This window comes from Kluyvera sp. 142486, assembly GCF_046569695.1.
GTDB lineage: Bacteria > Pseudomonadota > Gammaproteobacteria > Enterobacterales > Enterobacteriaceae > Kluyvera.
Genome location: NZ_JBKHUI010000001.1, coordinates 181328 through 193352 on the forward strand (window position 1 = coordinate 181328; position 12025 = coordinate 193352).

Here is a 12025-nt window from a genome sequence, read left to right on the forward strand (position 1 = left end):
TACGCTATCGTCATTCTCAATCTGGCACCGCCCAGCCGCATAGCAACGGCACCGCCCTACGCTATGGACCCATTGCTTATACCCACGAGGTTAGTCATGCAGCAGCATGTCAGATTTGGCCGTATCGCGGCCGTGCTCCCCGTTAAAGATATCCAGCTTGCCAAAGCGTTCTACGTTGATGGACTCAATTTTGAAGTCGTTTTTGAAAACGGCGATCCGGTGGGATTTGTGATATTGAAGCGCGAAGCGGCGGAGCTGCATTTGACGCTCCAGCCACAGCATAAAGCGGCGGCCTTTCCTATCGCGCACCTGCTTGTTGATGACGCTAACGCCCTATTCAACCGTTGTCAGGCGTTAGGGGCCAGGATCGTCAAAGGGATTCAGGATAAAGATTACGGTATTCGCGCCTTTGTGTTCGCCGACCCGGATGGGAACCGGGTTGATGTTGGGCAGATTATTGGGGAATAGCGGTGTAGGTAGCTCGGCTGAGCGAAGCGACGCCCGCTACTTACAAGAAATCCAAAAAATCACCGGGTTATTCAACTTCTGTTGGACCATAAGAAACAGGAAAGCACACCGTCCGTTGCCAGGGCATGAAGCCTAAGTTTTCAGGGCTGCAATAGCAGCCCTGTTCCAGAGGCAGGCATTCCACGTTTCTGCTTAATTTGATTTGCATCGTTTTAGAAGCTGTAATCCGCTACTTGCTCAGGCAAAAGATCAGGCAGAGCAATTGTTCGGCCTTCTTCATCACAGAACTCAACGAGATAAGCAAGTGTAGGGTTTTCAAATACCACGACTATCGTCCCGATCATCCCTTTTGCTAAGCCTTCCTCAGGCAAATCCTCAGCTAAAATTACGACATCAAATTCGGCTCGTTTCATCATTAGCACTCTCATTTCACAAAAATAGTGGTTAGCCTTGGTACTAACGAATCTGTTTCATAGATCCAGCCCGTTCGAACTATCGCTGTTTCGCCATTTACCCCCAAAATGGGTATGTCTACAGCCATTTTTTGCCCAAAATTAATTGGGTCTAGCATCTTCGCTGGTGCCGACAATACCCCCTCCTGAACTCGTAGACCTAAAACGTCAGCATTCGTTGGGCTATAACCCAGCGCTGACTGGAACACCCTCGCTTTATGCCCTCCAGTTGGATGAGTAGGGTTTAAAGAGTAAGTAGATAGCTTTCTGTAATCGACAACAGCATGTTCGGCATTTAGTAATGTTCCTGACTCAGAGATAAATCCCCTTAAAGCTGGCGATTCAAACATGGGGATTTTGCTGAATGTCGATAATTCTTCTAATTCTCCAGCTACGTTAATTCTTCCCATCGCCAGCCCGGCGGCGACAGACGCTGCGGTAATCAATAACCCCTTGTTGTCCATGACCTGGTCATAGCCAGCTAGCACATCGCCACCGAGTTGCTGTGCGGCCTGGTTGAATCCCTCAATGTTACCGTTGTAGATGCCACCTGCCGCCAGAAGTCTCCCGGCTGCTTTACTATTGATAGTTTTACCTGCCTGAACATTCGGTATAGCGGCATCAGAATAGTGCTGTTTAACGGTTGGCGAGGGCTTTCTGCCCTGATGTTCGTTCAGGCTGTACGCGTAAATCCTGCGAACTTCGTGCTGAAAAGTTTCGCTGTAGGTGTCCATGAAACAGTCGTAGACCAGATTACTGTCGTCATCGAAATAAAACGGGTTACGAAAGTGCTCCCATTTTTCCTGAGTGTCTACGCCGACCATCCAGCCGTGCTCCAGATTCCATTTCACGTCATCGTAGAGTCCGTCGTATTCAGTAAGACGCTTGCGTTTGTAGGGTTGCGTTGTGAATCGGTGGTAAACACCTTCCCGTCTCTTCGGGACACTGTGAGGCAGAATGCGGCTGCGCTGGTCATATTCCAGGTAATCCAGTTCGTAAAAGATGCACGCCATATCAAGCGCATCGTGCGGCGACAAAATGAACTGAATATCACATGGAGCCAGTTCTCGCTCGGCGTCCCACCTCATATAAAGAGTGAACATTCCGTTTCTTCCTTATTCCATATGTTTGATATGGATTCTCTCGTTAAGTTGGCGAAGAATCAAACGGATTGGTTTTTGTGGTTGAGCTATTTTGAGTTTGCTGGCGGGAAGAATCGCCGTCTCCCTAGCGCGCTATTGCGGATCAAACCGCCACGATGTGAGTAGGACCTTGCCAATGGTCGCTCCGTGCCAGGAGCGGACGTTGCTGTGCTTTCTTTATGTCTTAACTGAAAAGGTAAACCTTCATTGAATTGGGGTTTACCTCAGGCAAGTCGGTCTGATAAATCATTCAGGTTAGAGGTATTAGCCAAGACCTTCTTCTGCTAAGGATTTTTGAACAGCAGGGCGTGCCCTAATACGTTCATACCATGCCTGTATATGAGCAAAGTCCTCGACTGAAAAACCTGAGTCGATATAAGTCGTGATCCATGATGCTTTAGCCCATCCGGTCAGGGCAAAAAGGTAGGCGTCTGCCACCGTAAAATTTTCGCTCTGAACGAAGGGCCTAGAACCGAGCAACTGATCGAGCCACGCATAGCGCCGAGTCAGTTTTTGCTTAGATGCTTCACCATACCTGCCTGATATGCCGGCATAAAATACAGCGTGGAAACCCTGATGAATTTCACTTGTGAGAAAATTAAGGCTTTGCTGCAGCTGAGCCCTTGCCAGCGAACCATTAGCGGGTACCAGACCAGATTCAGGCTTCATGTCGGCAAGAAATTGAACAATCGCAGGCCCTTCTGTAAGACGGTTACCATCATCCAGTTCGAGTAGCGGTACGTAACCATTTGGATTAACAGCGTAAAAGTCATCCACACCATTATATTTATGTTTCTTCAAATCCACTCTGACGTACTCAAGAGAAAGCTCCAGTTCGTTAGCGACAATATGTGGTGATAATGAGCAAGCGCCCGGGCTGTAAAATAATTTCATGTGTAAGACCCTCTTTTGTAGTATCAAACACACCATAAAATCTTTAGTATTTTTTTTAAAGAAGGCACTATATTGTTATATAGGTAAATTTTTTATACTTAGTAAACTATGAAAGAAAGCATCACTACTTGCCCCATCGAAGAAGCTATGCGTATGCTGGGTGGCCGCTGGCGCCTGCTCATTGTTCATTTCCTTTTAAGTGGGCCAAAAAGATTCAACCAACTACGACGGGAAATCCCCGGCATTTCTCAACGAATGTTGACGCTTGATCTGCGGGCGTTAGAAGAAGCTAATCTCATAAGCCGATCCGTTTTCCCTACCGTTCCTGTGACCGTTGAATACGCATTAACTGTAGAAGGGAAGCAACTGATACCTGTTTGCGAGGTTATGTGGAATTTCGGGAAGTGGTTGAAAGACAAAAAGGATTCGCAAACGTGATAGTAAGGTCCGCTTTTCGCTCATAGCGGTCATTCACAGAAACCGTCGTTACCCCCAATCCCCCTACGGCACCATCACCTATTTCCATTTCTGCGATCCCCCTTCCAACCCCCACTATTGCCCACCCCCACTAACCGCTGTACCCTATGCCGGTACCTGCAAAATCAGGTGCCGGGATTAGCCTCCTGACCTAACTTCATCGGAGAAACGTGCGCATGTCGTTCGCACAGTCACCATCTCAATGGTGGGCCAGCGTGGCGTCGAAAGATGCACCGATATCGATGAGTAGGTTGTTCTAACCCCATCTGATTTAGCCGCCAATGAGAGAGAAAAATCACTCATCGGAGGCTGCCCCATGGCAACACCCCTCACCCCAACTACCGTACCCGATTTCACCCACTGCGAGTTTTACTCCTTCGTGGAAGGCAGCGCCGTTCACCTTGGCGGAGATTGGCTCGCTCAGGCCGGATTTATCAACGGCATGCCCGTTAAAGTCCGCGTGATGAAAGATTGCATTGTGATTACCCCGCAGAATACCCGCGAACTATGGGGCTGCATTGAAGGCATGAGCGTGGCGAATATCAACCAGCGGAAAGTGAAAGCCTGGCTGAAGACCTTTCCAGGCGCGTTGAATGATTCCGGCGATATTCCGGCAATCAAGCGCAGTAAATCCGGTGGCAAATTCCAGGGATAATCGTTGCCCGGCCGAGCGGCGCGACGCCGGGAATTTCGCGGATGGGACAAAAATGCCTGATAGCGCTCCGCTTATCAGGCCTATCTTTTGCAATCAGCCGTCACGCTAATGATTTCACCGGTTTCTGGTAGGTCAGAGCGACGCCCGGATTGCGTAAAATGGTCTACAAGAGCCTGATGGCACTTCCCTTTACTCACATGGAAATTTTGACGTGATTGATTTCATCAACTTTAACAACCGCCATCAACAACTCATTGCGCTATTACCACCGCCTCAAAATGTGGCTGAATATGTAATAGCGGGATTAACTATTCGCTGCTTTGAACCGGAAAGCATAGTCGAAGATGTGCTGCTTGTTTATCACGGCGGCGGCGTCAATTCAGCTGCGGGTTACGATATCCTTGCGCACCAGATAAGCCATCGTGGGTCGGTGTGTACCGGCCTTATCGATATCCGTGGACATGGGCGATCGTTGGGTCATAAAGGGCGCGTTGTGCATCCGAGGCAGGTCTGGCGGGATGTTGATACGGTGCTTGAACATGTGCACGAAAAATTCCCCCAGGCCAGAGTTCATCTGCTGGGCCATTCCAGCGGAGGGGGAATGCTGATCAATTATTTTACGCGTTACACCCCATCGCAAAAAAGTGACAGCCTGATTTTACTGGCCCCTGAATTGGGGCCTTTTGCGCCAGCCAATATTCACAACAGAACGTCGGTTCCCTTCGCGTCGGTAAGCCAGTGGCCTTTCATACTCAATGCACTCAGTGGCGGATTACTGTGTGGCAACCGTTTCGCCGTGACGCTTAATTTCCCCAAAGAGGTGATGTTATTAAGGCCTGAATTTGTTCAGCGCTACAGCGTAAATATGGCAAATGCGTTAACACCGCGTCAGCCCGCAAAACAAATTGCCGCATTGCCACTCCCTGTCACGGTTCTGATTGCCGAAAAAGATGAGCTATTTGATGCAGGCCAGATGTCAGAGTTTGTCGAAGGATGCGGTAACCCGAATTTACGCGTCAGAATGATTGCGCACAGTAAACACCTGGACTCTATTTTTGATGCCAGTGATGAAATTCATCAGCATTTGAAGCGGTGTAGGGATTTGGTGCCACACAGGTAGAGATTAACCAGACGGTAATGGGCGATATCCACAGCGTGGCGGTTTTGCTACACAGGTTGTCACCTTTGCGTCGGTAATCCCTATGCTGATTGAGCAGGATAAAGGGAGACCAACGCAAAGGAGAGACACCATGCTGCATGAACCATCGCAAAAATATTCCCCTCATATCCCCATTGCTCTGCCTGACCGCCAGTGGCCGAATAAACAGCTGACGCACGCCCCGCGCTGGCTTTCTACCGACCTGCGTGACGGTAATCAGGCACTGGCGGAACCGATGGACTCGGTTCGAAAATTACGCTTCTGGGAACTGCTGCTCAAATGTGGTTTCAAGGAGATTGAAGTGGCCTTTCCCGCCGCGTCGGAGACGGATTACCAGTTTGTCCGCCAGCTGATTGAGGACAAACTGATACCCAAAGACGTCACGATTCAGGTGTTAACGCAGGCGCGTAGCGACCTGATTGAACGCACCTTCGCGGCGCTGGATGGCGCCGTTAACGCAACGGTGCATCTGTACAACGCCACTGCCCCCCTTTTTCGTGAACTGGTGTTCCGCCAAAGCAAAGCCGAAATCATTCAGTTGGCCGTCAGCGCAACACAAAACATTCGCGCTCTGTGCGAGGCCAATCCGCAGACCCGGTGGCGTTATGAATATTCCCCGGAAACCTTCTGTTTTACCGAGCCTGATTTTGCTCTGCAAATATGTGAAGCGGTAGCCGATGTCTGGGAGCCTTCCCCGGAAAGGCCAATGATCATTAACCTGCCTGCGACCGTTGAGGTGAATACCCCGAACGTGTACGCCGATCAGATTGAGTATTTTTGCCGCCATTTTTCACGACGCCACGCCGTCTGTATCAGCGTGCACCCGCATAATGATCGCGGCTGCGGCATCGCGAGCGCGGAACTGGCCATACTTGCAGGCGCGGACCGCGTAGAGGGATGTCTGTTTGGTAACGGTGAACGCACAGGGAACGTTTGTCTGGTCACGCTGGCCATGAACCTCTACAGCCAGGGGATCTCCCCGCAGCTTGATTTTAGCGATATGAAGCACGTTGTCGAAGAGGTCGAACAATGTAACCAATTGCCAGTGCATCCCCGCCATCCTTATGCGGGCAAGCTCGCCTTCACCGCCTTCTCCGGCTCACATCAGGACGCGATTAAAAAAGGGTTTACGGCTCGGGCGCAATCCGCTTCTGAGCGCTGGGAAATGCCCTACCTTCCCGTCGACCCGAACGATATTGGCTGTAGCTACGAAGCGGTTATTCGCGTGAATAGCCAGTCGGGGAAAAGCGGTGCAGCATGGATATTGGAACAAAATCACGGTCTTAAATTACCGCGCCGCCTGCAGCAGGACTTTAGTCGCCATGTTCAGATGCAGACCGACAGCGATGGTCGCGAGATGACGCTGGCTGATATCTGGTTGTTGTTCCGCAAGCTCTATATTCACCATCCATCCCCCGAGTGGCAGCTGCTGGAATACCAGAGTGAGAGTCTTGAAGAGGGTGGAACGTCGCTGCGGGCACGCGTTCAGACCGCAGCAGGCGTTATCTCGTTAAATGGCAAAGGGAATGGGTTACTTTCTGCGGCTGCCGATGCGCTGAAATGGCGGTGCAACATCGCCTTAGCCATTGAAGACTATCATGAGCATACCCTTGGCAGGCATAACGAAAGTCGTTCTGCGGCGTATATCTGCTGTACCTGTGCTGATGGCGAAACCCACTGGGGGGTGTGCATCAATAACGACGTTGCGCGGGCGTCACTGCAGGCATTGCTTAATGCATTGCCCCTTGCTCAGCGTGACTGAAAGTAATCACTTGGGGAAGCGCCCAGAATACGGCGGAACATAGCACTGAATGCGCTGTGGCTCTCATAGCCAAGCTCCAGAGCCACACGCAAAACCGATTGCCCCTGGGCAAGATAGTTAAGCGCAATCATCAGTTTTGCCCGCCGCACCCACTCGCTGAATGAAAGCCCCGTTTGCTTCTGGAAGTGCCGTAACAGCGTTCTCTCACTCATGTTGAGCTGGGCCGCAGCCATGGCAGCGGTCCAGGGCTTACCGGGTTCGTTCTGAATCTGCTGACACAGCGTCTGCAGTGCGGGAGTTTTCGGTTCAGGAAGGTTAAACGGCAGCACATTCATCACGCGGATCTCATCAAGGATCAGTTCGTAGATCCTTTCTTCTCGCGTGCCGGCATGGTAATGCGTGGGTAATGACAACGAATTGATGATCAACGCTCGCAGTAAGTCTGAAATCTGAACAACCTGACACACTGAAGGTAAGTCAGCGCGGGCGAAAGGGTCGATAAATAACGTTCTGGCTGCCACGTTCCCCGTAATTTTCAGACAATGATGTGTCCCTGCTGGCAACCATACGCCCCGACTCGGCGGGACAATCCAATATCCCTGCTCTGTTTCTACCCTTACCACACCGCTCAGCGTATGCAGTAACTGGGCACAGTCGTGGCGATGCCAGGGTTCCGTCGCGCCATGGGGGTAATCATGGGCAAAAGGAACCAGTGGGCGCGCAGAGAAGTCGAACTGGAGGCTCGTTGTCATCGCTTTATTTCTGAATAAAAAAATGAAAGTAACATAGAAAATGTAGCGTGAGGAAGATTGGCATCCGCCGGACTCTGTACGATGGAACGTTGTAGATCTGAGAGTCAAAATAGGTTGCTCTCTGGTCATAAGGTGGCTCGCTTCATGTCAGAAGAGGTATACGCCCCATATCCATTCATAACCCCTTTTCACATTTTCATAAAAAACAACACATTAAAATCTCCAACGTTGTGCCATTTTATTTCTAATTGTAATGATAACCATTCTCATATTAATATGACCGCGTGATAATTAACTTTTGATGTACTGCGCATGTCTGACCACGCCACTACCACTGCTTCCTTAACGCTCGAGTCGCTTTATGGCACCCATCACGGTTGGCTGAAGGGCTGGCTGACGCGCAAACTCCAGTCGGCCTTTGACGCCGATGACATTGCCCAGGACACGTTTATACGGGTAATGGGCAGCGACACGCTCTCAACGATCCGCGATCCGCGCTCCTTTCTGTGCACTATCGCCAAACGGGTGATGGTCGATCTGTTTCGCCGAAACGCGCTGGAAAAAGCATATCTGGAGATGCTGGCGCTGATGCCGGAAAATCTCGCGCCTTCGCCTGAAGAACGCGAGAGCCAGCTCGAAACCCTGCAGCTCATCGACAGCATGCTTGACGGGCTGAGCGGAAAAACACGCGAAGCGTTTTTGCTTTCGCAGTTGGATGGCCTGACGTACAGCGAAATAGCGCTAAAGCTCGGTGTGTCTGTCAGTTCAGTGAAAAAATATATGGCAAAGGCTATCGAACATTGTCTGCTGTTTCGTCTGGAGCACGGCCTGTGAGCGCCTCTATCACCGACTCTCGCCGCCAGGCACTGCGCTCGGCGTCACACTGGTATGCCGTATTGAGCGGCGAGCGCGTCAGCCCACAGCAGGAAGCGCGCTGGCAGCAATGGTATGAAGAGGACAAGGATCATCAGTGGGCCTGGCAACAGGTTGAAAACCTGCGCAGCCAGCTTAGCCATGTACCGGGCGATGTCGCCAGCCGGGCGCTGCGCGATACTCACCTTACCCGTCGTCATGTCATGAAAGGGCTCCTATTGCTGCTCGGCGTGGGCGGCGGCTGGCAGCTCTGGCAATCTGAAGCCGGTGAAGGTCTGCGTGCGGACTACCGCACCGCCAAGGGCGCGGTCAGCCACCAGCGGCTGGACGATGGCTCGCAGCTGACGCTCAACACGCAAAGCGCCGCGGACGTTCGTTTTGATGCGTATCAGCGAGCTATCCACCTCTGGTACGGCGAAATTGCTATCACCACCGCGAAAGACGCGCAACAAAGACCCTTCCGCGTGGTGACCCGCCAGGGCCAACTCACCGCGTTAGGGACAGAATTTACCGTCTACCAGCAGGACAACATCACGCAAGTTGCCGTTCAACAGCACGCTGTCGAAGTCATACTGGCAAACCGTCCTCAGGAAAAACGTATCGTCAACGCTGGCGAGAGCCTGCGGTTTAGCGCGTCTGAATTTGGTGCCATCGCTTCTGCGGATGATGAAAGCGCCGCCTGGACGCAGGGGGTTCTGAGCTTTAGCGATAAACCGCTGGGTGGCGTCATTGCCACGCTCGGCCGTTATCGCCACGGCGTACTGCGCTGCGATCCGGCTGTGGCCGGGTTGCGCCTGAGTGGGACGTTCCCGCTGAAAAATACCGATGCCATTCTGGATATTATTGCTAAGACTCTTCCAGTTAAAATTCAGTCAGTTACGCGATACTGGGTCAATATCACACCGTTGTAAGAAAAATAATTCTCATTTCGATTGTCCTTTTTCCCCTTCTCATTCGACTCATAGCTGAACACAACAAAAATGATGATGGAGAAGGTATGACCCCTTTACGCGTTTTTAGCAAAACAACACCTCTGGTTAACGCCATTCGCCTGAGCCTGCTGCCGCTGGCCGGATTATCGTTATCCGCCTTCGCAGCACAGGTTGATATCGCACCGGGTTCGCTCGACAAAGCCCTTAACCAGTATGCCGCGCTCAGCGGAATTACCCTGTCGGTCGACGCCAGCCTGACGCGTGGCAAGCAGAGTAACGGTCTTCACGGTGACTACGACGTCGAAACCGGGCTGCAACACCTGCTGAACGGTAGCGGCCTGCAGGTGAAGCCGCTCGGTAATAACAGCTGGACGCTGGAACATGCGCCAACCCCGCAAGAAGATGCCCTGACCGTGGTGGGCGACTGGCTGGGAGATGCGCGTGAAAACGACGTCTTCGAACATGCTGGCGCACGTGACGTTATCCGCCGTGAAGATTTCGCGAAAACCGGCGCGACCACCATGCGCGAGGTGCTGAACCGCATTCCTGGCGTCACCGCCCCTGAAAACAACGGCACCGGTAGCCACGATCTGGCGATGAACTTTGGTATTCGTGGCCTGAACCCGCGCCTCGCCAGCCGCTCAACCGTATTGATGGACGGTATTCCGGTACCCTTTGCCCCTTACGGCCAGCCGCAGCTTTCACTCGCGCCCGTTTCGCTTGGCAATATGGACGCCATCGATGTGGTACGCGGCGGTGGCGCGGTGCGTTACGGGCCGCAGAGCGTGGGCGGCGTGGTGAACTTTGTCACCCGCGCTATTCCGCAAGATTTCGGTATTGAAGCCGGCATGGAAGGGCAACTCAGCCCCACATCCTCACAAAATAATCCCAAAGAGACGCACAACCTGATGGTGGGCGGCACGGCGGATAACGGTTTTGGTACCGCCCTGCTTTACTCCGGCACGCGCGGCAGCGACTGGCGCGAGCACAGCGCAACGCGCATCGACGACCTGATGCTGAAAAGCAAATATGCGCCGAACGAGGTGCATACCTTCAACAGCCTGCTGCAATACTACGACGGTGAGGCCGACATGCCAGGCGGCCTGTCGCGCGCGGATTACAATGCCGACCGCTGGCAGTCCACGCGCCCTAACGATCGCTTCTGGGGGCGCCGTAAGCTGGCAAGCCTCGGCTATCAGTTCCAACCGGACAGTCAGCATAAATTCAATATTCAGGGCTTCTATACCGAAACCCTGCGCAGCGGCTACCTGGAACAGGGTAAACGCACCACGCTTTCACCACGTAACTACTGGGTACGCGGCATTGAACCACGCTACAGTCAGAGCTTTATGGTGGGCCCTTCCGCGCACGAAGTGGGTGTGGGATATCGCTATGTGAGCGAGTCGACGCATGAAATGCGTTACTACACCGCCACCAGCAGCGGACAACTGCCGTCCAGCGCCAGCCCTTACGATCGCGACACCCGTTCCGGCACCGAAGCGCACGCCTGGTATCTGGACGACAAAATCGACATTGGCAACTGGACTATCACACCGGGTATGCGCTTTGAGCATATCGAGTCATACCAGAACAACGCCATCAAAGGCACGCATGAGGAAGTGAGCTATAACGCCCCACTTCCGGCGCTAAACGTGCTTTATCACCTGACTGACAGCTGGAATCTTTATGCAAACACCGAAGGCTCGTTCGGCACCGTACAGTACAGCCAAATTGGCAAGGCTGTGCAAAGCGGCAATGTGGAACCGGAAAAAGCGCGAACCTGGGAGCTCGGAACCCGATACGACGATGGCGCGCTGACAGCGGAAATGGGGCTGTTCCTGATTAACTTTAATAATCAGTACGACTCCAACCAGACCAACGATACCGTTACCGCACGCGGGAAAACGCGTCATAGCGGACTGGAAACCCAGGCCCGCTACGATCTCGGCACGCTGACGCCAACGCTCGACAACGTTTCGGTCTATGCCAGCTATGCCTATGTCGACGCTGAAATTCGTGAAAAAGGCGACACCTACGGAAATCAGGTGCCGTTCTCACCGAAACACAAAGGCACGCTGGGCGTGGACTATAAGCCGGGCAGCTGGACTTTTAACCTGAACAGCGATTTCCAGTCCAGCCAGTTTGCGGATAACGCCAACACTGTGAAAGAGAGCGCCGACGGCAGTACCGGTCGCATTCCCGGCTTTATGCTCTGGGGCGCACGCGTCGCCTATGATTTTGGCCCACAGATGGCAGACCTGAACCTGGCGTTCGGCGTGAAAAATATCTTCGATCAGGCGTATTTCACCCGCTCTTACGACGACAACAATAAAGGCATCTACGCAGGCCAGCCGCGCACGCTGTATATGCAGGGTTCGTTGAAGTTCTAAATCCCGTTTACCCGGCCTGCATTCCGTTTTTGTAGGTCGGGTAAGCGAAGCGCCACCCGACACAGGCAA

11 protein-coding genes and 1 pseudogene are annotated in these 12025 nt (G+C 52.5%); 8 read left to right on the forward strand and 4 right to left on the reverse strand.

Going from position 1 to position 12025, the window contains the following annotated elements; translation table 11 throughout:
• Nucleotides 1-96 precede the first annotated feature (96 nt).
• Complete coding sequence (locus ACLGE8_RS00910) at nt 97-468, forward strand: glyoxalase superfamily protein (protein ID WP_410995851.1); 372 nt, start codon at nt 97-99, stop codon at nt 466-468.
• A gap of 212 nt (nt 469-680) precedes the next feature.
• On the opposite strand, the gene ACLGE8_RS00915 is transcribed toward ACLGE8_RS00910, so the two are convergent.
• The 3 genes from ACLGE8_RS00915 to ACLGE8_RS00925 form a co-directional block, all read right to left on the reverse strand.
• A complete protein-coding gene (locus ACLGE8_RS00915; protein WP_410995852.1) occupies nt 681-884 on the reverse strand; it encodes a DUF4926 domain-containing protein in 204 nt (67 codons plus the stop codon).
• 8 nt (nt 885-892) lie between these two features.
• Complete coding sequence (locus ACLGE8_RS00920; RefSeq protein ID WP_410995853.1) at nt 893-2023, reverse strand: DUF6883 domain-containing protein; 1131 nt, start codon at nt 2021-2023, stop codon at nt 893-895.
• A 303-nt stretch (nt 2024-2326) separates the two neighbouring features.
• Nucleotides 2327-2956, reverse strand: coding sequence for a glutathione binding-like protein (locus tag ACLGE8_RS00925; protein WP_410995854.1), 630 nt, complete (start codon nt 2954-2956; stop codon nt 2327-2329).
• Nucleotides 2957-3064: 108 nt separating this feature from the next.
• Here ACLGE8_RS00925 and ACLGE8_RS00930 point away from each other — a divergent pair, with 108 nt between their 5' ends.
• From ACLGE8_RS00930 to leuA, 4 genes and pseudogenes are all read left to right on the forward strand, one after another.
• Nucleotides 3065-3394: a winged helix-turn-helix transcriptional regulator gene (locus ACLGE8_RS00930; RefSeq protein ID WP_410995855.1), complete on the forward strand. Its 330-nt coding sequence runs from the start codon at nt 3065-3067 to the stop codon at nt 3392-3394.
• 436 nt (nt 3395-3830) lie between these two features.
• Nucleotides 3831-4088 (forward strand): annotated as a pseudogene (locus tag ACLGE8_RS00935) (SymE family type I addiction module toxin); the annotation flags it as partial.
• Between the two features lie 211 nt (nt 4089-4299).
• Nucleotides 4300-5208 (forward strand): alpha/beta fold hydrolase, encoded by a 909-nt coding sequence (locus tag ACLGE8_RS00940; RefSeq protein WP_410995857.1) that lies wholly within the window; start codon nt 4300-4302, stop codon nt 5206-5208.
• Between the two features lie 130 nt (nt 5209-5338).
• On the forward strand, nt 5339-7009 hold the full coding sequence (gene leuA / locus ACLGE8_RS00945; protein ID WP_410995858.1) for a 2-isopropylmalate synthase: 1671 nt from the start codon (nt 5339-5341) through the stop codon (nt 7007-7009).
• On the opposite strand, the gene ACLGE8_RS00950 is transcribed toward leuA, so the two are convergent.
• Nucleotides 6997-7761, reverse strand: coding sequence for an AraC family transcriptional regulator (locus ACLGE8_RS00950; protein WP_410995859.1), 765 nt, complete (start codon nt 7759-7761; stop codon nt 6997-6999). The two genes, leuA and ACLGE8_RS00950, sit on opposite strands and share 13 nt — an antisense overlap.
• 312 nt (nt 7762-8073) lie before the next feature.
• On the opposite strand from ACLGE8_RS00950, the gene fecI reads away from it, so the two are divergent.
• The 3 genes from fecI (at nt 8074) to fecA (ending at nt 11956) form a co-directional block, all read left to right on the forward strand.
• A complete protein-coding gene (gene fecI / locus ACLGE8_RS00955) occupies nt 8074-8595 on the forward strand; it encodes a ferric citrate uptake sigma factor FecI (protein WP_410995860.1) in 522 nt (173 codons plus the stop codon).
• Nucleotides 8592-9545, forward strand: a complete 954-nt coding sequence (fecR, locus tag ACLGE8_RS00960) for a ferric citrate uptake sigma factor regulator FecR (protein ID WP_410995861.1) — start codon at nt 8592-8594, stop codon at nt 9543-9545. The genes fecI and fecR overlap by 4 nt, the downstream gene beginning before the upstream one ends.
• 86 nt (nt 9546-9631) lie before the next feature.
• Nucleotides 9632-11956 (forward strand): TonB-dependent Fe(3+) dicitrate receptor FecA, encoded by a 2325-nt coding sequence (fecA, locus tag ACLGE8_RS00965; RefSeq protein ID WP_410995862.1) that lies wholly within the window; start codon nt 9632-9634, stop codon nt 11954-11956.
• Nucleotides 11957-12025 lie beyond the last annotated feature (69 nt).